This is a genomic window from Pedobacter cryoconitis, assembly GCF_014207135.1.
Lineage (GTDB): Bacteria > Bacteroidota > Bacteroidia > Sphingobacteriales > Sphingobacteriaceae > Pedobacter > Pedobacter cryoconitis_D.
The window spans coordinates 13,693-37,617 of the sequence record NZ_JACHCC010000010.1 but is presented as its reverse complement, the minus strand read 5'-3'; the positions used below and the strand labels follow the sequence as shown (position 1 = coordinate 37,617).

The following is a 23,925-nucleotide window of genomic DNA, read 5'->3' as shown; positions in this document are numbered from 1 at the left end:
AACATTTTTAATTTATAAATTTAAACGCGCACTCAGACATGGAAGAAAAGAAGATAGCTATTGCAATTGTCGATGATCATACTTTATTCAGAAAAGGAATGGTTAGCCTATTGGCCGAATCAGATGAAATAGATATCATTTTTGATGCTTCAAACGGACAGGAGATGATTAATATGCTTAAGCAGGGCGCTTTGCCAAAAGTCATTCTAATGGACATCAATATGCCGGAAATGGATGGTTACACAGCTACAAGATGGCTTACAGATAACCACCCTCAGATTAAAGTCCTTGCTTTAAGTATGCATGATGAAGACGAACCAATTATTGAAATGCTAAAAAGCGGTGCTGGCGGATATTTACTTAAAGAATCTAAAACTTCGGATCTGGTCGCTGCTATCAAAACAATTGCTGAACATGACTATTTTATGAATAATCTGGTCTCAGGAAAACTGATCCGGTCATTACAGGAGAAAAGCACAGCAAAAAATGTCCTTGAGGAAATATCGGCAAATGAGCGCAAATTTCTGGAACACTGCTGTTCAGAACTCACTTATAAAGAAATCGCTGATAAAATGAATCTCAGTCCTCATACTATTGATAATTACAGAGAATCACTTTTCCAGAAATTTGAGATTAAATCAAGAACGGGACTTGTGCTTTTTGCACTCCGTAACAACCTGATTAAATTATAAAACAGCTCATATAACATCTGGTCACAACAGACCAGATGTGGATCTATTATCATAATCAATTTCTCTGATAACTCTTTTTGTCCTTCCCTACCCCTGTAATTTTTAATGATTTCCACTGAGCAGGCAATTTACTTTCAACCTGAACAATACCTGATGGTGTAATGTCCAATCCACCAAATCCCATCAGAACACTCTGTAAAATTCCGCCTGCACCTGTAGCAAAATATGGATTTGTCCCTCCTTTGGTTTCAGCAATAACGCGGAAAGGGGGAAGCAGATTAGGCTCAAATGAATCTTTAAAGAAATGCCAGGCTTTTTCAGGATTACCCAATCTTGCATATAAAAGTGCAAAAACTGCCTGCGTCATTGCTGGTGTTCCTTCATTCGGCACCCTGCCTTCATAATACTCGAGATCGTTTTTAATCTGTTTAGGATCAGTAATTACCTTGAGCGGATAAGCCAGCAGATTTGCATCTGCCTGTTTAATTCCCTCTCCTTTATAAGCCGCATGTTCGAGCGTAACTCCATTCTCCATTTTCAGGATCGGAATATTCTGGGCCACCAGTAACCAATCGGGGTCTGCTTTAATCCCAAGCAGTTTTGCTGCTGCTGTTGCGTTCTGTAGATTAACCTTTGCGGCAGCATTTGTAAAAGCATTATTGTCTACATTTTCAGCCCATTCATCTGCTGCAACTACATTTTTAATTTCGTAATGTCCAGGGCCGTTACGCTCTACCCTACTCGACCAGAAATCAGCTGTTTGCGATAAAATAGGCCATCCTTTCTCTTTCAGCCATTCTTTATCTTGTGTAACGGCATAATAATTCCATGCGGCAAGCGCAACACAGGCTGTAATATGATGTTCAAAAGGCCCACTTAATGCCCATACCGGTGTTTCTTCTACGCCAGTGTCTGCACTTTCCCAGGGAAACATTGCTCCTTTATAACCATGAGCAAAGGCATTTCGTTTTGCCGCATCCAGTCTTTCAAAACGATAGTCAATCAGTGATTTTGCTATTTCGGGATGTAAAACCAGTAAGGCCGGGAACATCCAGATATCTGTATCCCAAAAAACATGGCCATTATAGCCCAGACCGGATAAACCCATGGGAGATAAAGAAAAAGAGCTTCCGGCGCGTGTAAACGAATATAAATGATAGAGCATACTATGGATATCCTGCTGTGATTGCGGATCTCCTTCTATCTGAATATCACTTTTCCAAAGTTCATCCCAAGCCTGATTATGGAATGCGAGCAACCGGTCCCTCCCTTCCAGTTTAGCAAAAATCGTTAAACGCTCTGCTTCATTCAACGGGTCATTGTGATGCGCAGAGGTAATAGAACTGCCTGTTACTGCATAATCATAGGTTTGCCCCTGTTTAAGCTTTTTAGTGAATTTCATCAGGTGCATATTGTTATCCCACATCTCATGAATTACTCTTGGTTCCTGACCATGTACTTCTTTAAAGATGAAACTGGTAGAAGCACAAAGCTGTAATTTACCGGTTGGGCTTTTCGCAGTCGAAGTCAGCAAAGATATAGTGACATGGGGACGATCAATTTCATTGTAGTAATTCTGTACTTCCTTCAAAGCATCAGGAGCCTCCATTACACTGGCTGCATTGAGCGCTATATCTTTTTTAGCGATGATAGTAACGTCTGTCAGAACGGTAAAAGGGAGCTGTCTCAGGGAATAATAAGTATATGATATCGTTGCCTTATCACCATAATCAAATGTGGTTTTGAAAGAGGCATGGTGCAAGTCAAGCTCTTGTTTGAGATTACTGACATCGGCTGCTGTCAACCGTTTACCATCAATTTCCAGGTACATATTCAACAGGTTAAAACTATTGAGAAAATTACTTACACGCCCTCTTCCATATTGATCATATGCACCTGCCAGTACGACATTCTTCACTTTAAATGGCTCAGGGGAAGAAACTATTCCGATCATCCCATTAGCTACAGTTACTCCATAATAATTGGAAGGATCAATTTTAGCAGCTGTTATTTTCCAGGGATCGGGCTGTGCTTTAAGGGTAAAAGCTGCAAATAGAGACACGATAAGAAGAGAGAAACCAGGTTTATTCATTTGTATAATTTTAACCATATATACTTATAAAGAAAAAGTTAACGATTAAAGAACATCGTTAACTTTTCCTGTTTTACATTTTAAATTAATACCCTGGATTCTGAACTAAATTTGGATTACCCAACTGATTATCAGGAATAGGGAATAACAGATATTTAGGATCATCTGTAGGTTTTTCCTGCCATGGAGTAAGGAATTTACCAAAACGGATCAGATCCTGTCTTCTTAAACTTTCCCAGAAAAATTCACGTCCGCGTTCATCCAACAGATTATCAAGCGTTAAACTGGCAAAAGCACTTGCTCCCCTTACTGTTCTCAGCGCGTTTACCAAAGTTAAGCCTGTCCCAGCGTTTCCTGTTCTTAACAATGCTTCTGCTTTCATGAGCAGTACATCAGAATATCTGTAATAAACCCAGTCATTTTCAGCTAAACCTGTCGCAGTGTTCGCATAGTCAATAGGATATTTTATAATTCTGATCCCTGCTACCTCCAGGTGGTTCGGATCACGTTCAATGATACTTACTTCAGGCGTAAAAATAAGATTATTACCTCTCCGGTCCTTTAATAAGGCTCCCGTCTGGTCATATTGCTGTCCAATCAAAAAACCAACCTTAACACCTGACACATTAGTCACTCCTGGATATGCCCCTCCCAGGCGCGTATCTGTAGATTCGAACTTGTTATAAAAATCAGACAAAGTAGAAAATCCATTATTACCACTTGGGTTCTGGTTATAATGCAAAGGTGCTATCCACATTGCATTCAACCCTCCTGCGTCAGAACCACCAATATTCTGTGCTGTAAAAATATTCTCAGTTGATAGTTTATCATTAGCAGGTGCAAAATTATCATAATATTTAGGGGTCAGCGTATATTTACCAGCATTGATAATTTCATCAGCAAGTGAGATTACCTTGGCCATATCAGCGGGATCAAATGTAGGAGCAGTACGATTCAGGAACGCACCTTTATTCAGATAACATTTCATTAAAAGTACCTTCGCTGCATCTTTGTTTGCATTATAAACAGGTCCATCTGGCAAAGTAGGAATAATAGCAGTCAGTTCAGAGATCAGGTAAGTAATTTCATCTGCTGCTTTCCTCACCTTTGATGGCTTGGTAATATCTTCCCCTGGCTCCCGGTATGGTACCTGCCCCCATCCATCAAGGACAGAAAACTGTGCAAATGCACGCAAAAATCTTGCTTGTGCAGCTTGCAACGGACTAGGATTGAACTGCAGTATAGAGGTGCTCACATAACTTACACTATTGATATCTCTGAATGTGCTCGATATACGGGAATGATCAGCTGCCCAGCGATGCAGATGCAGCGCGCGCCAGGCGCCATTATCGTCCCAGTCACCTCCTCTTGTAGGTACAATAGCCTCATCCGAGGGGAATTCCTGTAATGAGAACCAACCATAAGGTCCCTGAAATGGATTGCGCATAGCCGTATAACTAGCACTCAACAGAGCGGGAACGTTTCCGGCATTGATACCACCATCACCAATCTGTCCATTTAATTTCTCATCGAGCTTGGTACAACCGGCTATAGAAAAAGCTATGGCAGCAAAAGCTATTATATATTTATTTTTCATGATCGTCTATATTTAAATTAAAGAGAAAAGTTTACACCGAAATTGAAAGTCCTTGCCGAAGGATAGGGAACATATTCAATTCCTGCGGAAGGAACACCTCCTACACTTTTATCCACATTCACCTCAGGATCAAACCCTTTATATTTGGTAATCACAAACAAATTCTGTCCATTTACAAAAACATTGAGTGCCTTAATAGAACTGCCAATATTTCCAAATGCATAGCTAAAAGTTGCATTGGCTAATTTCACATAATTACCATTTTCTATATACCTCGAAGAGGCTGCAATAGGATTAGCCAGAGATTCCTGAATCGGCGAATTGACTAATTCAGCGGCAACATTTTTTCCGGTTCCCAGATTTGCAATCGGTAGCACAGCATTAGCAGTGTTGTTATAGATTTTCTGTCCGAATGAACCATTAAAATTAGCTGAGAATGAAAGCTTTTTATATCTCGCATTCATACTGAAACCCATAGTTACACTTGGATTAGGGTTACCCAGATAATAATAAGTAAATCCATCGTCTGTATATTTGGAGAAACCCTGTGCATCCAGCCCATTGTATTGTCTTGTTACCATAGCAAATAATGGTAAGCCACTCTGAATTTGCTCTAGTGTAACATCACTTAACCCCTGGCCATTTAATGAACCAGTTTTAATAATACCAGCTAGTCCGCTTACTCTGTTTTTAATAAATGTGGCATTCCCTCCCAAAGAGAAGGAAACATTCTCCTGATCTATAATATTTGCATTTAATGTCAATTCAATTCCTTTATTAGTAATTGCACCTGGTAAATTCTCCCATGTTACGGTCACACCAGCATTTGCAGGTACATAAGGGATCTGAGGAAATAATAAATCTGTCGTCTTTTTATTAAACAAGTCTACAGATCCGGTAATTTTATTATGGAAAAATCCAAAATCCACCCCGATATTAGTCTGTGCATCAGATTGCCATTTCAGATTTGGATTGGCATTATTTACAGCCACCAAAGTTTGTTGTCCACTAGAGTAGGTATAGTTATAACGTTGCTGTGAAGATCCTGATGGAAATTCCTGGTTCCCCGTTCTTCCATATCCTGCTCTCAGCTTCAACTGATCAAGCCAGCTCACATTACTCATAAAGCTTTCATTTTTAATATTCCATCCAACTGCAAATGAGGGAAAATAACCGGTCCTATTATTTGATCCGAATTTAGTAGACCCGTCAGACCTGATCGTTGCGGTTAACAAATATTTGCTATCATAGTTAAAGACTGCTCTTGCAAAATAAGATTGTAATTGTGTAGTTGGATCATTATAAGAAAACAAGGTACGGTTAGCTGGTGCAGTAGCTTGCATCACATCAGTATAATCGACCGGAATATCTCCAAATCCTTTGGCAGTACTAGCCAGCCCTTTATTGATATAATTAGTATATTCATAACCAACTATAGCATTCAGGTTCAGTTTACTGGCTATTTCCTTATTGAAAGTCAATGTATTGGTGAATTGCTGCGTAATCAGCTCACTGTTGGAATAACTCGCATATCCGCCCAGGAAATCACCATCAGCCTGTACTCCCTGCAGATTCAAAAAACTGCGCAAAGACGATCTTCTGACACCTGTGCTATAATTAATACTCGCTAACATGCGAAATTCCAGCCAGGGAGTGATTTTGTAATATGGTGAAACACTACCTAAAATTGTAGATACTTTTGATTTATCACTCGAGGCCGCTGCCATCACCATTGGGTTAATGGTAGTTCCTTTTTCAATAAATAAAGAACCATCTGCATTATATAATGGACGAGTTGGATTCCAGGAGAGAGCCTGACTAATTAAACTACCTGTAAACCCAGCATCAGTTGTAATCGGGGGAATACTTTCTGTATACTGATTACTGATCATGTTCACATCTAATCCCAGGTTTTTACTTTCCAGAAATTTAAAATTCCCATTAAATGCAGCACTGTATTTCTTAAAATCACTGTTAATGACAATACCTTGCTGATTTTGATAACCTATTGATGCTCTGAAAGTATTTCTGTCGTTTCCACCACTGATACCAATAGAATAGTTCTGATTATAACCAGTACGGGTAATCGCTTTCATTGCATCCACATTGCCTCCAAAGTCACCAGAAGTCAATCCATATTTGGTTAGGGCTGCACGATAGCCATTACCATCCAATACAGGAATCTTACGTGCTATGTTGCTAATACCTGCCGAAGCACTTACGTCAATTTTAGTCGCTCCGCTTTGTCCTCTTTTAGTAGTAATCAAAACTACGCCATAAGCCGCCCTGGAACCATAAATTGCTGTAGCAGAAGCATCTTTTAGAATTTCCATCGACGCAATATCTGCCGGATTAATAAAATTTAAAGGATTGCCAGCTGTTGCCGTACCTAAACCTGTCGTTCCTACAGTGGTCGATCCTCCGGTAGGTGTTGGCCTGGCTGATCTGCCGTCAAGGGCTACTCCATCGACAATATACAAAGGTTGTCCTGTACCAGTCATTGCAGTATTTCCACGAATTCTAACTGTAGTGGAACCACCTGGTTGTCCACTATTATTGATCATTTGCACTCCCGCAACCTTACCCTGAATTAATTGATCTGGAGCAGTAAGTGGCCCTTTATTAAAGTCTTTCGCTGAAATTGTCGCTGCTGCGCCGGTAAGGTCACCCTTCTTTACAGATCCATAACCCACAATAGTCACAGCCTCCAGATCCGTTCCGGTAGAAAGAGTGATGTTGATTGCAGTTCTACCGTTAATGTCAACGGTTTGAGACTGTAGTCCGACATAGCTAAAGGTTAGTTGTTTTCCTGTAGCAGGAACATTGATAGCAAATTTGCCATTTGCATCTGTCATAACTCTTACACTTGTTCCTGTAACAGTAACAGTTACTCCGATCAGGGTGTTTTTTTCATTGTCTGATACCACACCTTTGACGACTGACTGGGCATAAGAAGACAGATTAAAGCTGAGGAATACAAACAAACAAAAAATTGTTTTTTGCAACAGCTGAGATTCTGGTTTGCCTAAAAAAGCAAACCACTTTTTTTGTAGTAAAAACTCGTTCATATTTTATTTGGTTAGGTTAATTTCAATAAGGCAGGCTGTCTGTTTCTTTTGATTTTATTTTTAGAGGTGAATAAAGGAGAATTAATCCTGAGTATTAAAGATGAAACTTCATCTACTCAATACCTTAATCTGGCAGTGGCGCCAAACGGTGTTTTTTTTCATGCATTTTACATTAGGTTAGTAAAAGCAATATATGTGTAAATAATTTCCTTCGTTATCGATTCTGTATCAATTACAAAAAGAATAAATTCACATTTTTAATAAATCACAAAGCACTGATAAACAATTGATTAAAATATAATTTAAAATCAAAAGATGCTAAAATGTTTGAGCTTTTCTAAAAATATTTAGAAATTGTAACATTACAGAGACGATGTTGTTAATGATAATTTCTTTAATTATGTCCATACATAGTGTATTCTATACATTATGATCAGTAATTTATATATATATTGTTATCAGCTTATCAAACCTACCCTAACCTATGAAAGCAATAAAAAAAGGAACCACCTTTTTCGTTTATTTTTATTTGCTGCTGGTGAGCATTTTCGCCTGTGGCTGTTTCTCTGAGAACCCTTCAGATAGTGTCCACCACGATAGCCTGAATTTCCTGGTAGTTATATTAGCTGTAGCAATTATCTTTGCGCTCATTGCCTGTTATTTACTTTTCCAAAACCAACAGAAGCACAAACAATTAGAAATTAAAAACAGAGAGATCCTGAAACAACAGGAAGAACTCATTGCCTTATCGGCAGCTGCCCAGTCGGCCGCTGAGGCCAAATTCAATTTTTTCACTCATATTTCTAATGCATTCAGAGTTCCGCTAACACTGATCCTTCTCCCTGTGGATGAGATACTCGAGTTTAAGGATCTGTCTGCTGTGCATAAACACCAGATGGAGCTCATCCATAAAAATGTACAAAGGTTACTGTTAATGATCAATCAATTGACCGATTTCAGAAAGATAGAACATGATCAAATGAAAATTGAATGTACCAATCAGGATTTTGTTGCTTTCTCAAAAGATATTATATCTTCTTTCAGCTTATTAGCTTCAAGAAAAAATATAGAGTTAAAGCTATTCAGCTCGGATAAAAAAATCATGAGCTGGTTTGACAAGAATATGTTTGACAAAGTGATGTTTAATCTCCTGTCAAACGCCATTAAGTTCAGTCCTGAAAATGAGAGAGTCCAAATCAGGCTCCACCATAACAAAGCAGATGAAATGCTGGAGATAGCCATTATTGATCAGGGAAAAGGAATGACGCAGGAAGAGATTGAACATATTTTCGAATTATTCTACCAAGCGGAACATGGTGATTTCTTTGGATCAGGCTTAGGGCTCTCCTTATCTAAAGAGATCACAGAATTACATCAGGGAACTATCAATATAGAAAGTAAAAAGGGTCATGGAAGTACCTTTTGTATTAAACTTCCAATAGGAAATATCCCTGACCTTTACGAAGAACAGCCATCAGTAAATGATTTCACCATAGACACCGAACAGCTGAATTTGTATGCTGCTGATATCCCATCTCCTGCCCCTGTACATAATGATCATGATAACTACCTCAATGAAGAATCTATATTAATTATTGACGAGAACGAGGAACTCCTGAAATACCTGAAAAATAGCTTTCAGGAAGAATATGAAGTATTCACAGCCAGCAATAACACCCAAGGCCTTAAACTGGCCTATGAAATGGTCCCCGATTTGATTATTGCAGATATAAATCTTTCTGAAAAATTGGCCGGACAGCTAACTCCGGCACTTAAAAATGACGACAGGACTTCACATATCCCCATTATCATCATCTCAGCTATCAATAACAAAGACCATCAGATTAATGAAATTAAACAAATGGCAGATCTGTACATGACCAAACCCTTTAGTGCAGCGGTACTCAAAGAAAGTGTTAAAAATTTGTTATGGAACAGAAAGTTACTCAAGAGTAAATTCAGAAATGATAATCCCGGAGAAAGTAAAATGACGGTCATCAGTAAGTCTGATAAGAAGTTCCTGCATGATTTCACGGATATTATCGAACAAAATATTGCGAATGATAAATTTAATGTTGAAGAAATTGCGAACGCTTTAGGAATATCCAGAATCCAGTTGTATAGAAAAACGAAGGTACTACTGGATTCCACCATCAATGATTATATTCTGAATAAAAGACTTAAAAAAGCAAAATATCTTTTAATCAATGAAGACCTCTCTATTTCTGAGATCACCTATCGTGTAGGTTTCTCATCCCCTACCTACTTTTCTACAGTATTTAAATCAAAATATAACTGCACTCCATCCTCTTATAAAAAACAAATAACTATAAACACCTGACAATTAAGTAAATTGTGATTTGTTTTTTAACATAAATGCTATAAATTCAATTTTATAAATCTAAATCCTTCCTACCTTCCAATCATTAAACAAAGAAAATGTCTGTCGAAAACAAAATACCATCCATCATATGCTTTGGAGAAATCCTCTGGGACAACCTGCCTGGTGGCCGGATGGCTGGAGGAGCTCCAATGAACGTCGCTTATCATCTTAATCGTGTTGGCGCAGAGAGTAAGCTGATCAGCCGTGTTGGCGAAGACAAAGCCGGAGCTGAACTCGTCGCTTTCTGCAGCAAAATGGGGCTGCCAGCCGAATTGATACAGTTTGACGAAGTACATGCCACCAGCGAAGTAATTGCAAAAATCAATGATAACCATGAAGTTACTTATGATATTCTATCAGATGTTGCCTGGGATTTTATTGAATACTATCCCAAACACAGTTTAATGGCCGGTCATGCCGATGCATTTGTTTTTGGGAGTCTTGCAGCCCGGAGTACTGTATCCAGGGAAACACTCTTACAAATTCTAGAATCAGCCAGGTACAAAGTATTCGACATCAATCTCCGGGCTCCTCATTATACTAAAGAAATCCTGCACTTGTTATTAGCTAAGACGAACCTGTTAAAATTAAACAATCAGGAATTAATATTGCTGACAGATTGGTTTTACAAGAAGAATGCACCTGAGGCGGACTGTCTTAGTTATTTACAGCAAACCTTTCATATCGACGAGATTATCCTGACCAAAGGTAGTCAGGGTGCCAGTTATCATACCGCCGGAAAGGTCTTTGAAGGTAAAGCCTACAACATTACTGTTGCAGATACAGTGGGTGCCGGAGATTCTTTCCTTGCAGCATTTCTCTATAAAAAGATAATTGGATCCACACCCGCAGAAGCACTCAGTTATGCTCTGGCTATGGGTGCATTTATTGCAGGTCAATCGGGAGCCTGTCCGGCCTACACTGGAGCAGATCTCGAAAATTTTATCAGGCAACATCTTCGTGATGAATAAGCAAACAAACAATTATTACTTATATTGATCCGTCAAAACCGATTAATAAATATAAACTAAATCGTTAAAACATGTATTTACACAAAGCTATTATTACTTCAGTTCTAATTGCCGGAATAGGACTCGCTAATGCTGGCGCACAGGCCAAACATGAGGATACAGAATTCTATACTCCGGTTCCAAAAAAAGTTACACCTGGAAGAACAATAACGGAAGCACCATCTGATGCGATTGTTCTTTTCGATGGCAAAAATCTTGATCAGTGGGTCATGACAGATGATAGAACTCAACCTGCGAAATGGACAGTAGCCAACGGGCAGCTAACCGTAAATAAAAAAACGGGAAATATTGAGACAAAAAGATCTTTCAGTAATTATCAGTTACATATTGAATGGCAAATACCACAGAATATCACGGGAACAGGCCAGTTACGAGGCAATAGTGGTCTTTTTCTGGCCTCTATGGGTAAAGGCGACCTGGGTTATGAATTACAGATCCTGGATTCCTATAATAATGACACTTACACTAATGGAATGGCGGGAAGTATTTATAAACAGACTACTCCTTTAGTAAACCCTTCGCGCAAACCAGGAGAATGGCAAACCTATGATGTGATCTGGACTGCACCTACTTTCAAGGCAGACAGCACAGTAAATACCCCGGCTAAAGTAACTGTATTTTACAATGGGGTATTGGTTCAGAATAATTTTGAATTGAAAGGGCCTACGCAATATGTTGGCGAAGCAGCATACAGAAAAGCACATGGACCACTTCCTGTTAAACTCCAGTCTCATGGCGATAAAAGTGAGCCAATCAGCTATCGTAATATATGGATCAGAGAACTTTAAAAGTTTAAATCATAAAAAACGCCATGTCTGCAGACATGGCGTTTTTTATGATTTAAACTTTTTTAGGAGGAAGGTCGAATGCAATAGCTTCATGCTCAAAATGGCCATTATGTGCGCCATCACAAAAAGGTTTATTTTTTGACATTCCGCAACGACATATTGAAAGTACTTCTCTACCCTGAAGGCCATATACATTTCCATTTCTGTCTACGATTTCGAAATCGCCTTCGATCTTAACTGATCCGTTATTATTGATTGTAAGTTTTGTCTTCGACATTTATTTGTTAGTTTATCACAAAAATAAGGCTCTCAGGCCAAACCCAGTAATCTCATTTCTATTTAGAAACATTCCTTATCATCAAATGTATATCATAAAAAAGGAGCTTCTTTTTGAAACTCCTTTTTTCCCCGCTGTTGTATTAGTGAGAACCTTATATTCAGATCAATTGAAACCGATAATTACAAAATCAAAAGTCTTGGATTGATTTTCTTTTTCATTCCGGCAAGCAAAGTTCTTTTGATATTACTCGTGCTGTTGAAAGACAACGGTACTGCATTTTCCTGATTTTCTATCTGATCTCCAGCAAAAATACCTTCTTGATGAATTTTGCCGCCCTCGCCTTGAATTTTAATTTGATCTTTCATAATAATGGTGATTTATCAAATAAGGAACAATGGTTTTCCGATAAAGTTTACCATAAAAGAATAAAAAAATCACTAAATCGTTTATATGACAAAAAAAGGTAAAACTTATTTTCTTATAAATCATTTAGAGAAGAATGTTTATTTTTATAACATGATAGATAACGAGAAAAAAGATTCAAAAAAGGACATTTTCCTTAAATGGATCAGACGAATCGGTGTCTGGGGATTTCTATTCTTTTTAGTCAAAGGGCTGATCTGGCTCGCCGTAGGCTATTGGGTAGTTAAATAATTTTTCAAACAATTCATAGCGCTTAACCGTTACAGAGATAAAAAGCGATGAACAACCAGATCCCTGAGCAAAACGAAGGCGGCAAACTTGATACGCAGGCAAAAGCTGAATTTACTTCAACTGAAGAAGCGAAAGATTTCTATCAGATCGCAAAAAACAGATTATTAAATGTGTCCTCCTGGGCGGAGATCTGTAAAGTTCCCCTATCTACTTTTACCTTAACTGATGCAAATGGCGACGAATTATTCAGAGAAGCTGAAGCCGGCGATTTCTTAAAAATAAACATTCCAGGCCCGGGCACTCACAGTGGTGATGGTTTTGACTGGGTGCAGATTGAAAAAGTAAATGAAATAATTAATCCGGGATTTACTATGGTAACTTTACAGGCCAGGCCTTCTGCTAATCCTGCCAAGCCGGATACCGAAATTGCACATTTTTTCAAACAACAGGCTACCTCTACTTTTCAGGTCAGACAAGAAGAAAATGTGGTGTATGCAGAAGAACATGGAAGGAATGAAGTACCTAATACAGATACCCCATCCCTAAGTGATAACATTAGAAATACCCTTGTTGGCTGGACTGCGCGGATAGGTCTCTCCTATCCACAGTGGAAAAGCCTGATTAAAGGTATTGTTGATCCAAGCCTCAAAAAGTAGGCCTTATGATCCCTGTGCGATTTCTTCTTTTATCTTCTCCAGAATTGCTTTTGTCTCTTCAAAACTGGTGTGATGAAAGGCATGCATCCCCAGATTCTTAGCAGTCTCTACCTGAAATAACCGATCATCGAAATAATAACACTGGTCTGGCTTTGCCTGTGCAATACCTAAAGCCAGCAGAAATATATTAGGATCCGGCTTCCGCATCTTTACATCGCAAGAAGATATAAATGCATCGAAACATTCATGAAGTTTAAACTTTTTCACTCTGTAGGTATTCAGCTCCTTTCCTTCATTATTGATGGAGATTACGCGGAACCCACAATCCCTTTTCCATTCTTTCATCCATTGCAGAAGACCTGGAAGTTCTTTTGATCTGGAATATACAAACTCTTTAAAATCTTCCATTGTAAAATCCCTTGGATGATTAAAAATAACTGTTTCCAGATATTCATCCAGCGTGATGTTGCCGATTTCGAAAACATTAAAAATATAGTTGTGCAATGTATTGAGTTCATCGTAATTAAGTCCGAATTTCTCAGCTGCCAGTTTACGTGAATCGTGTCCCCAGCCATTCGTTAACAAAACGCCTCCAATGTCAAAGAAGAGTATCTTAGGTTGTGAATTTTCCATAAGGTGTATTAAATAGGTTATTTTACTAACGTAAACTTAACTAATTGCCTACACAAAATAGTACATTTTTATTTTGTCATTCCATGCTATTAATAAGCCATCCCTATTACAAGACTGATAAAAGGTGCAGACAAAAAAAAACAGGCTATCTTTTGACGATAGCCTGTTTTTCGGAAGAGCTGATAATCTAGTTAAAGATATATCTTACTCCAATTTGTGCCTGCCAGCGTGAAACCTGGTCAGTATTTACTTTTGTAGAATTAGTTACAGGGATTAAGTTGTTTTTATCCAGATAAGGGAATGAATAATTCGCTTTACCGGTAACAGGATCAGTTCCCTGATATTTAAGTACAGCTACAGAACCTGTGTTAAATCCATTGAATGAATTTTGGTACAATCCCCAGTTACGATTCAGGAAATTACCCAGGTTAATAATATTAAACTCAACTCTTATTGTATTTCTCTGACTTCTCGATTTTCCAGACTTTACAAAGAAATCCTGAGTTATGTTTAAATCTGCTCTCTGGAAATAAGGTAAGATGGTACCATTTCTTTTAGCAAATTCTCCTCTGTGCTGACTCAGGTATTTATCCTGGCTGATAAACGAATTCAGTTGGTTCCAAATCTGATCTGGTGTTCTTGGATCTCCCACAAAATCAGCTACCAGATTGATATCACCTTTATTTTTAGGTATGAACATTAAATCATTCGCTGCTCCATCATTATTCGGATCACCGCTGGTAATATATGAAACCGCACCATTATTCGCAGATTCAAAGAACAAACCTACTGAAGTAGCATAGTTTTTATGATACTCTTTTCTGTAAGCCAGTGAAGCTATAAAGCGATTAGGCATGATATAGGTACTATTCGATAAAGTCTGGTCATTAGGATTACCGGAAGTAGGTCTGCCCGCCCAGATAATACTCGCTGTTGACCCACCATCATTCACATCTTTAGAAGCAGTATGTGTGTAGGCAATATTTGCATAAAATCCATTCAGGAAACTCTTCTGCAATTGTGCAGTTACAAAGTAAGAATATCCCTTATTCGTATTGGTCAGGTAATATAAACCTGTAATATTTGGATTAGTTGCACTTACAGGTGATCCATTGTTTAATGTTCTGTTACTGCTTGTATAACGAATCTGTCCTTCTGCACCAGGTAAGGTAGAATAACTATCAGAAAGAACCAGATTCTGATGATAAATAGCATTGATATCTTTAGTATAAGATCCTTCCAGGGTACCTATAATACCAAATGGCAACTGCTGATCAACAGCGATGTTGGTTCTCCAGATTTTTGGATATTTCAAATTAGGGTCAGTTACATCTAATTCATAAGAAGTATTTGCAGCAACTGCTCCTGTAGGACGGTTACCATTGACATCAGGATTATAAATTAAACGTGGATCGTTTGGTGTTTTAGTACCATTCACTGTACCTGAGCTAAATAATGTACCTGTGTTTGATGCCTGGTTAGAGATCCATACAAATGGAGTTAAACCGGCAAAAAGACCTGTACCTCCACGAACCTGTGTAGTGTGATCACCATTCACATCCCAGTTAAATCCTACGCGTGGTGATAATTGGATCCTGCTCTTAGGTAATTTAGAAACGTCAACCTGGATACCCTGTTGAAAGGTTAAGGCAGCAGCATTTGGGTTCGGATCCAGTTTAGTCGGGTAATAATTGTAATCAGCCCTTAAACCATAAGTCAATACAAAATTGTCTCTTACACGAAACTTGTCCTGTGCATATAAACTAAAGTTATACGATTTAATGCTTACTAAAGGCAAATCTCCACCTTTTGCCGAATTACGGTAGGTATAAGCCGCAGCAGGAAGATTGTTAATAAAATCGGAAGCAGAATTATAGGTGTACAAACCATTATAATCAGGCGCAAATCCATTCAGGAAACTTTGTGACTGATTACTTGTACCAACTGTAATTTCGTGTTTACCAGCAAAAATTGTCAGATCGTCCGAAAGCTGGCCAATATTAGAAGTCAGTAAATTACCTGCGGTATAAAGTTCATAACCAAAACTGGTTAAAACACCGCTTGGAGCTGTAATAATCTTTCCCGTTGCATCAGTTACCCCATTATCAATATCTACCATTGGTACATTTTTGCTCGACAATGGCTCGCGGAAATCGCGTAAAGCTGAATAACCTACTGTTAATTTATTAGAGATTGTATTGCTGATCTTGCTGTTTAGCTCCAGCATTCCAATATTGAAGTTGTTATTGATCGTATACCCCGCTCCAAAGAAAGGTAAAGAATTCGGACCCGCACCACGCGTCGAACCGACACCAACCTTGTCATTAATAATTCCACCGGTACTATTAGGAGGCTGGTTTTTGAAAGATTTCAGATAGAAATATTTTGCACTTAAAGTGTTATTTTTATCAATATTCCAATCTAACTTTACAGTGATCTTATCACTCTGTGTTTTGTAGCTGTAGTTTTCATAAGCTCCCGGATCATAACCGTATCTTGATTTCAATGCATTCGCGATATCATCCAGCGTTGAAGCATTCACACTCGAAACAGTTCCCCCGCTCACTCCTGGTCTTGCCGCTACGTAAGTAGTTCCAGGATTACTAACACGTTCCTGTTCTCCCGATACAAAAAAGAATAATTTATTTTTGATAATCGGACCGCCAATACTCAGACCTCTGGTATTGTAGTCAAACGGAACTTTAGTTACATCAGAAGTTCCAGCCTTATAACCTGTTAAACCAGTACCACGGCCATAGTAATATACAGACCCCTTAATATCATTGGTTCCTGATTTAATTACCGTATTTACACCCGCTCCTGTAAAAAATCCCTGACGGACATCATAGGGAGCCAGATCAACTTGTATCTGATCAATTGCATCCAGAGAAATCGGTTGTGAATTTGATTGTCCTCCCAGTGTACCTGAAAGACCAAACGAATTATTAAACAAGGCACCGTCAACGGTAATATTATTAAAAGTACTGCTTCTTCCACCAAAACTCATTGGACTGGTTGAACTTGCTGAAGGAGTTAGTTTAGTGAAATCTGATAATGATCTGTTAATAGTTGGTAGAGCATCGATCTGAGATCTCGTGATCGTTTCTCTTGCACCTGTACGAGAAGAGTTCATGACCTTACCTTGTGTTGTACCTACTACCTTTACTTCGTTCAGATCAGTAGCGCTATCGTCCAGTCTGACATTAATAGCCTGATCCTGTCCGATTGAAAGCGCCAGGTTATTCTGAATATATGGTTTGAATCCAAGATAAGCTATTTTCAAAGTATATGGTCCGCCAACCTTTACGTTGATCAGATTGTAACGTCCATTATTACGGGTTTGTACAGTATAGACTGTTCCGCTGGGTACATGAGTCAGCACCACTGTTGCTCCGGGTATAGGAGCTTTTCCATCGGTTACTACCCCGTTGACGGATGCTGTAGTAACTCCCTGTGCAAAAACCGTATTACCGGTCCATGCAGCAGTGATTAGCATGAATAATAAGAGTAAAGTTTTTTTCATAAAGTTGTATCTGTTTTGCTTGTAGCTTAGCTTTCTGAATTAAAAGCAGCACGAAGGTAAAGGTCGTTCATTAAGCCAAGGTTAACAACAGATTAACTGCATAAAACGAAGTTTTTATTACTTTTAACTATAAAAATCACATTCGGAATTAAAGCAAAATCGCATTAACCAATAATTTAAAGAAAACAACTACATCACAGGAAGTTGTTCTAATTAATAAAATATCAGTAAACACCTATAAGTGCTATAGATATTTTTCTTTTGAAATTAAAAACTATTTTGTCATCAGACCTGATATGATATTAATACTTAGTGCAACGATTACAGTATTAAAAGCAAAAGAAACCAAACTATGCATGAGTGCAAGACGGCGGATTCTCCTGGAGCTGATCTCAACATCCGAAACCTGAAAAGTCATCCCGATCACAAAAGAGAAATACGTAAAATCGAGATAATCAGGTGTCTTTTCCTCAGGAAATTCCAACCCTTCCTTGTATACCGGAGGATCTTCTTCTTTTGATTCTGCAGCTACCTGTTTACCAGGTTTACCCTCATATTCATAATAAAGGTGCGCATAACGAAAAACAAATATGGTATGCACTTGTGCCCATGCACAAATTACGGCTGCAATAGATAAAAGGATATGTAAAGTGAGTGCGGTTCCTGTTAAATGCTGGGTAGTCCTTAATAGCAGAACAACCACAAAAAGGCTCATTAGCGCCGCAAGGAGTACAAATATGAAAATAACTGTCCGGCTACTGTCCTGCACCTTAGAGACTTTTTTCATTTCCAGCGGATGAACAGCCAGTATAGTAGCCCAGGAAAGCCCTAACTGGGTTAAAGCATATCCTATCCAGACCAGAATAAAATGTGTTGAAGCCGACATTCTCCCATAACACAAAGCAAAAACGAGCAATGCAACAAGTAATGACAGGTTTAATTTATGTTTAGCATCAAGTCTTGTTATATTCATGAATTACTGGCTGAGGATAAATCGATTCACAATTGTAATCAATTTAAAAATAAAAGCAGCAAGGATATTGCTGCTTTTATTTACTGAAACATCAGGATAATTTAGGAGAGAGACTATCCTCGTACATTTTTAATTTCTTTTTAAGCAGTTGTCTCGCCAGGTGGATTCTTGTTTTAACAGTTCCTATTGGGATATCCAGCTGAACAGCTATCTCATGATATTTAAATCCTTCAAAATATTTAAGAAAAGGGGTGTAATATTCAGGCTGTAATTTAGCAAGAGCCTTATGAATGTCTTCCATCACAAACTTTCCGTCGCCGTCATTTACCGTGGCACTATAATGTAACTTATCAGAAGTAATCTCATCCGTTACAGTCATAATTGAGTTCGTTTTCGTAGCCCTGCGATAATTATTGATAAAAGTGTTTTTCATGATGGTATATAACCATGCTTTGAAATTTGTTCCTTCCTTAAAATGGCCGGAATAATTGATAGCTTTTAACATCGTATCCTGCACCAGATCATTTGCATCTTCAACATCCCTGGTAAAAGAAATAGCAAATGATTGCAGAGAATCTTTGTAGCTGTAAAGTCTGAAATTAAAATCGTTACTATTCATAATGTTTATGTTTTTCAGGTTATACATAAACACAATTCAAACAGCATACCAAATTAAGAGAATTTTTCATGATACTATGGTTACATTATGAAAAATGGATAGTCTATTTTATTTTACGCATATAGATGGGTAAAATATTTTGACATCCCAAGACAAATGTCCCAAAAAGAGGACAATCAAATCAGGTAAGATCATTAAAAAAAACACTTCTTAGGAAATATATTATTTAATAAATTATAATTATGGCCTGAGAGTGCGATTTCACAACAGTATATGCAGAGGAAGATATCAATTTGGGAATACAAAGCCTATAAATAACTAAAGGGGAGCAAAGCACCCCTTTAGTATATCAAACACACCAATTTGAGAGCAAAATTTATAACAATTCAAGTTATCAACTTGATAAAACCTAGCTCAGTTATAAATCTAAGGAAGAGTATTTGATATGAAAACATTATTACGCCAACACCCATTATAGTTACGCCAACGAAGATTTACGACAGGTTACTCAAAACCTCTAAAACGAGAAACTCCAGGTCATCCAACCTGGAGTTTCAACAAAACAAAACTTAGATCTAACCAAAATCAAGTATCTTGTTGTAATAAACCTTTATTACAATTGACGTCATGGACGGATTCGAACCGTCGTCAAGGGTTTTGCAGACCCGCACCTAACCACTCGGCCACATGACTATATACTAAGGAAAAACCTTTATTATTTCCTTCTTTTTCTAGCAAAACCAGTTACAAAACTTTCTTACTGACAGCAAATATAATAATGTCTACTTAAATAGTAGAATTTATTTTAATATTTTTATTTAACCTCTCATTTTAAGCATTGCCAGGAAAGGCTTATATTTATCTGCTACGCTATGTCAAACACTCCTACCCCATCAGAAACCGCTAAAAACACTCCGGATATTTATATAATCAGTGCATTTAAACCCTCAGTTTTTAATGCAGTTTTTATATTAAAACATAGCTCCGGGCCCGCTGACACCAATGCTCCAGGCTATTTTGATCTCCAACCCCAACATATTTTAGTCAATTATGCCTCTTTTGTCGATCATGAAAGCGCTATTAAATTTCCACAGGTAGCGGTTCGCCTTCATCAAAATGATCTGATCCTTTCTTGTCGTTGTCCGGCATACAAAAGCAGACTTTGTGAACACCAGACCCGGGTCTTATTTAATATCATGGAACGGGCTGAACTCCGGGTATTTTTTGATCAGCAGTTAAGGCATGAAAGAATAAAAGCATTTGCTATTGCATACGGTTTAGAAAATGAAAGCCCGGATGATTTGTTCAATCTGGAATATGAAAACAAAAAACTGGAGATTATACCCGTTATTAAAGATCTTATTCCAGTCACTAAAGAAAAAAATAACGCATTACAGGAGCTACTGCTTCCAAAATCGAAACTCTCATTTTTAGAAGATACGACAGAAGAGACAGACACACACAAAATCCTGGTTTTAAAACAACATCGTTATTACGCTCATTTTCAAGCCGAATTATTAAGCTGTACAGTTACTAAAACGGGTAAAATAAAGAATCCACTGAAGCAGTTAAATGCAATGGATTATATATGGACGACTGAGAATCCGGAGGAACTGAAATTCTATACGGCAATCTCAAAATTCCAGCAGAATTATGATGGTTCACAGTCAGATACTGATATCAGCGGGCTGAAAGCCCTGGTTAAGAACCCGCTTCAGCTCGATGTCTTTTATCATGACACAAACATTTCCCCGAACCTTACAGTCAGTTCAATTATTCCCGTAATTATCAAGAAACTCCAGATAGATATTCGTCTGGCTGTTAATCTCACCAATGGCTACTATACTGTTTCTGGCGAATTAATATTAGAAGACAAAGCTTATGATCTGAAATTATTAAACATAAAATTCGGTTATTTTCTTTTCTATAACGGAACCATGCATCTGATTGACAATCCCGATCTTGTCAGGGTAATTGATTTTTTCAGGCAAAACAACAATCACCTGGTTATTCATGAATCAAAATTCCCTGAATTCCAGGAGGCCATTCTTTCTAAACTGGAAGACAAAATACGGATCAACTATTCCTATCTGAAACCAGCGACGAAAGAACAACTGGAAGAAAAACATTTCGATCAGTCGGTAGAGAAAATAATCTATCTCTCTGATTCTGAAAACTTTGTCTTGATTACCCCTGTTATGAAATATGGAGATGTTGAAGTTCCTGTTTTATCCAGAAAACAAATTCATGCAGCAGATCATGCTGGTAATATATTTACAGTAAGTCGCAGGGAAGATGAAGAACTCCAGTTCATTGCTTCATTAAGCCGTCAGCATCCATATTTTGAAGAGCAGCTGAATAATGGGTGTTTTTATCTGCATAAAAAACGGTTCCTTGATGAAGGATGGTTCCTAAATGCCTTCGAGGAATGGCACCAGCAGAAAATCACCATATTAGGTTTTAATCAATTGAAAGGGAATAATATAAATCCCAATAAAGTCAAAATTACTATAGCTGTAAAAAGCGGCCTCAATTGGTTTGACACCGAATTTGATGTAAATTTCGGCAAACAGAAGGTTCCCCTGAAACACTTGCACCGCTCTATCAGAAATAAAAGCAAATTTGTTAAATTGGGTGACGGGACTATGGGCATACTCCCACAGGAATGGATAGACAGATTAACAAAATACTTTAATTCAGGTGATATAGTAGACGAATCCATTCATACAGCGAAAGTGAACTTTACGGAGATTACTGATCTCTATGAAGAAGAAATTCTTTCTGCAAGTGTAAAAATGGAGCTTTCGACCTACAAGGCCAAAATAGCAGACTTCAAAAACATAGAAAAAATTGAAGTCCCTGCAGCATTACAGGGTACTTTACGGGATTATCAGAAGGAAGGGCTAAACTGGCTTAATTTCCTGGATGAATTTGGATTCGGCGGCTGCCTGGCTGATGATATGGGACTAGGCAAAACTATCCAGATCATTGCGTTTATTCTTTCCCAACGTGAGAAAGGGCATCAGAATACCAATCTGATTGTAGTACCTACTACACTGATCTTTAACTGGCAGGCAGAAATAGCCAAATTTGCTCCTGATCTGAAAGTCCATACAATTTATGGGGCAGACAGAATTAAAGACCATGAAGATTTCAGCAGTTATGAAATCATACTCACTTCTTATGGTACCCTTCTTTACGATATCAACTGGTTAAAAAAATATTATTTCAACTATATTTTCCTGGATGAATCGCAAACCATCAAAAACCCGGATTCTCTGCGTTACCAATCTGTCCGTTTGCTACAGTCGAGGAATAAAATTGTAATTACAGGAACACCCATTGAGAATAATACTTTTGATTTATATGGACAGCTTTCTTTTGCCTGCCCTGGTCTGTTAGGAAGTAAGCAATACTTCAAAGACCATTATTCCTCGCCCATTGATAAGTTCAAGGATACCAAAAGAGCTATTGCCTTAAAGAAAAAAGTCAGCCCGTTCATTCTGCGCAGAACAAAAAAAGAAGTAGCAGCAGAACTTCCCGATAAAACCGAAATGGTTATTTACTGTGAAATGGGTACTGCACAGAAGAATGCTTACGATGCCTGTAAAAATGAATACCGGAAATCTCTCCTTTCTGAAAAGGAAGACTCGGAAAAACATCTTCTTCATATCCTGAAAGGATTAACAGAGCTTAGACAAATCTGTGATTCGCCGGCACTTTTAAAGGATAACCTGCTTCATGGAGCTTCCTCTTCCAAAATAACAACCTTGATGGAGGAGATTGATAGCCATTCACCTCAACATAAGATCCTGGTATTCTCTCAGTTTGTATCCATGCTCGATCTCATCAAAAAGGAACTGGAGGACAAACAAATTCCTTTTGAATATCTAAGCGGCCAGACAACTAACAGAGAAAAAAGGGTAGAAAACTTCCAGAATAACCCGGATGTCCGTGTCTTCCTGATTAGCCTGAAGGCAGGAGGTATCGGACTCAATCTGACTGAGGCCGATTATGTTTACCTGGTTGATCCCTGGTGGAACCCGGCAGTAGAGAACCAGGCCATTGACCGTTGTTATCGCATTGGGCAAAAGAAAAATGTCATTGCTGTAAGATTAATTTGCCCGGATACCATTGAAGAGAAAATCATGAAATTACAGGAAACAAAAAAAGAGCTGGTGAATGATATTATAAAAACAGATACTTCCCTACTCAAATCCCTTTCAAAAAATGATCTGATTGAATTATTCAGCTAATCCGTTTAATCAATGTGATTATGTTAAATTTTGTTTTTATTTTAGATTGAAAATCAGATCTCTATGAAATTAAGAACCCTATTCATGACTACTTGTGCCCTATTATTGTTTATCACAGTAAAAGCACAGCAACCGGTAAAATCAGCCGACATAATTCTTCAGGATGCCTATAAAAAAGCTGCAAAAGAAAAGAAAAAAGTATTCGTCATCTTCCATGCCTCCTGGTGCGGCTGGTGTCATAAAATGGATACTGCGATGAATGATGCAAAATGTAAAAAGCTATTCACGGACAACTATGTAATTACGCATTTAACTGTACTGGAGTCGGACAAACATAAAGATCTTGAAAACCCAGGTGCAATGGAACTGCTCAAAAAATATCATGGTGATAAACAAGGTATCCCCTTCTGGCTGGTACTTGACAAAAACGGCAAACTATTAGCCGATTCGCAAATGAGACCAGAAGGCACATCGCTGGATACTCCCGGACAAAACATAGGTTACCCAGGTTCAAAAGAAGAAATCGCTGCATTTCAGCAAGTGTTAAAGACCACCTCAGCCCTTTCAGAGAAAGAGCTTTCATTGATTGGAGAACGCTTTGTCGAACTTAAAGGTAAATAACCTCAGATTTGATTAAAGGAAAAGCCTTTTCAGTCATTCTGAAAAGGCTTTTCCTTTAA

17 protein-coding genes and 1 tRNA gene are annotated in these 23,925 nt (G+C 38.1%); 8 read left to right on the top strand and 10 right to left on the bottom strand.

Going from position 1 to position 23,925, the window contains the following annotated elements:
- Nucleotides 1–38: 38 nt before the first annotated feature.
- Nucleotides 39–692, top strand: a complete 654-nt coding sequence (locus HDF25_RS18280; protein ID WP_184627413.1) for a response regulator transcription factor — start codon at nt 39–41, stop codon at nt 690–692.
- 55 nt (nt 693–747) lie between these two features.
- Here HDF25_RS18280 and HDF25_RS18275 read toward each other — a convergent pair whose 3' ends face one another.
- The 3 genes from HDF25_RS18275 to HDF25_RS18265 all read right to left on the bottom strand — a co-directional run bounded on the left by HDF25_RS18275 (nt 748) and on the right by HDF25_RS18265 (nt 7,449).
- Nucleotides 748–2,784 (bottom strand): glycoside hydrolase family 65 protein, encoded by a 2,037-nt coding sequence (locus HDF25_RS18275; RefSeq protein WP_184627411.1) that lies wholly within the window; start codon nt 2,782–2,784, stop codon nt 748–750.
- An 85-nt stretch (nt 2,785–2,869) separates the two neighbouring features.
- Entirely contained in the window at nt 2,870–4,381 is a 1,512-nt protein-coding gene (locus HDF25_RS18270) for a RagB/SusD family nutrient uptake outer membrane protein (protein ID WP_184627409.1), read from the bottom strand.
- A 17-nt stretch (nt 4,382–4,398) separates the two neighbouring features.
- Complete coding sequence (locus tag HDF25_RS18265; protein WP_184627407.1) at nt 4,399–7,449, bottom strand: SusC/RagA family TonB-linked outer membrane protein; 3,051 nt, start codon at nt 7,447–7,449, stop codon at nt 4,399–4,401.
- Between the two features lie 484 nt (nt 7,450–7,933).
- Between HDF25_RS18265 and HDF25_RS18260 the strand changes: the two genes are divergently transcribed.
- The 3 genes from HDF25_RS18260 (at nt 7,934) to HDF25_RS18250 (ending at nt 11,651) form a co-directional block, all read left to right on the top strand.
- The gene (locus HDF25_RS18260) at nt 7,934–9,790 is read left to right on the top strand and encodes an ATP-binding protein (protein ID WP_184627405.1); all 1,857 of its coding nucleotides are present in this window, start codon (nt 7,934–7,936) and stop codon (nt 9,788–9,790) included.
- A 98-nt stretch (nt 9,791–9,888) separates the two neighbouring features.
- A complete protein-coding gene (locus tag HDF25_RS18255; RefSeq protein WP_184627403.1) occupies nt 9,889–10,803 on the top strand; it encodes a carbohydrate kinase family protein in 915 nt (304 codons plus the stop codon).
- 71 nt (nt 10,804–10,874) lie between these two features.
- Nucleotides 10,875–11,651, top strand: a complete 777-nt coding sequence (locus tag HDF25_RS18250; RefSeq protein WP_184627401.1) for a DUF1080 domain-containing protein — start codon at nt 10,875–10,877, stop codon at nt 11,649–11,651.
- Between the two features lie 52 nt (nt 11,652–11,703).
- On the opposite strand, the gene HDF25_RS18245 is transcribed toward HDF25_RS18250, so the two are convergent.
- Together HDF25_RS18245 and HDF25_RS18240 are read right to left on the bottom strand one after the other, a co-directional pair.
- Entirely contained in the window at nt 11,704–11,928 is a 225-nt protein-coding gene (locus tag HDF25_RS18245; protein WP_184627399.1) for a CDGSH iron-sulfur domain-containing protein, read from the bottom strand.
- A gap of 182 nt (nt 11,929–12,110) precedes the next feature.
- Complete coding sequence (locus tag HDF25_RS18240; RefSeq protein WP_184627397.1) at nt 12,111–12,296, bottom strand: hypothetical protein; 186 nt, start codon at nt 12,294–12,296, stop codon at nt 12,111–12,113.
- 151 nt (nt 12,297–12,447) lie between these two features.
- On the opposite strand from HDF25_RS18240, the gene HDF25_RS18235 reads away from it, so the two are divergent.
- The gene (locus HDF25_RS18235; RefSeq protein ID WP_184627395.1) at nt 12,448–12,585 is read left to right on the top strand and encodes an alanyl-tRNA synthetase; all 138 of its coding nucleotides are present in this window, start codon (nt 12,448–12,450) and stop codon (nt 12,583–12,585) included.
- 47 nt (nt 12,586–12,632) lie between these two features.
- Complete coding sequence (locus HDF25_RS18230; protein WP_184627393.1) at nt 12,633–13,241, top strand: hypothetical protein; 609 nt, start codon at nt 12,633–12,635, stop codon at nt 13,239–13,241.
- A 3-nt stretch (nt 13,242–13,244) separates the two neighbouring features.
- Here HDF25_RS18230 and HDF25_RS18225 read toward each other — a convergent pair whose 3' ends face one another.
- The 5 genes from HDF25_RS18225 to HDF25_RS18205 form a co-directional block, all read right to left on the bottom strand.
- A complete protein-coding gene (locus tag HDF25_RS18225; RefSeq protein WP_184627390.1) occupies nt 13,245–13,874 on the bottom strand; it encodes an HAD family hydrolase in 630 nt (209 codons plus the stop codon).
- Nucleotides 13,875–14,061: 187 nt separating this feature from the next.
- The gene (locus HDF25_RS18220; protein ID WP_184627388.1) at nt 14,062–17,397 is read right to left on the bottom strand and encodes a TonB-dependent receptor; all 3,336 of its coding nucleotides are present in this window, start codon (nt 17,395–17,397) and stop codon (nt 14,062–14,064) included.
- 274 nt (nt 17,398–17,671) lie between these two features.
- Nucleotides 17,672–18,370, bottom strand: coding sequence for a DUF1345 domain-containing protein (locus HDF25_RS18215; protein ID WP_184627386.1), 699 nt, complete (start codon nt 18,368–18,370; stop codon nt 17,672–17,674).
- A 91-nt stretch (nt 18,371–18,461) separates the two neighbouring features.
- Nucleotides 18,462–18,989 (bottom strand): RNA polymerase sigma factor, encoded by a 528-nt coding sequence (locus HDF25_RS18210; RefSeq protein ID WP_184627384.1) that lies wholly within the window; start codon nt 18,987–18,989, stop codon nt 18,462–18,464.
- A 622-nt stretch (nt 18,990–19,611) separates the two neighbouring features.
- Nucleotides 19,612–19,682, bottom strand: a tRNA-Cys gene (locus HDF25_RS18205).
- A gap of 179 nt (nt 19,683–19,861) precedes the next feature.
- Here HDF25_RS18205 and HDF25_RS18200 point away from each other — a divergent pair.
- Together HDF25_RS18200 and HDF25_RS18195 are read left to right on the top strand one after the other, a co-directional pair.
- Nucleotides 19,862–23,245 (top strand): DEAD/DEAH box helicase, encoded by a 3,384-nt coding sequence (locus tag HDF25_RS18200; RefSeq protein WP_184627382.1) that lies wholly within the window; start codon nt 19,862–19,864, stop codon nt 23,243–23,245.
- Between the two features lie 63 nt (nt 23,246–23,308).
- The gene (locus HDF25_RS18195; protein ID WP_184627380.1) at nt 23,309–23,866 is read left to right on the top strand and encodes a thioredoxin family protein; all 558 of its coding nucleotides are present in this window, start codon (nt 23,309–23,311) and stop codon (nt 23,864–23,866) included.
- The last annotated feature ends 59 nt before the right edge of the window (nt 23,867–23,925 follow it).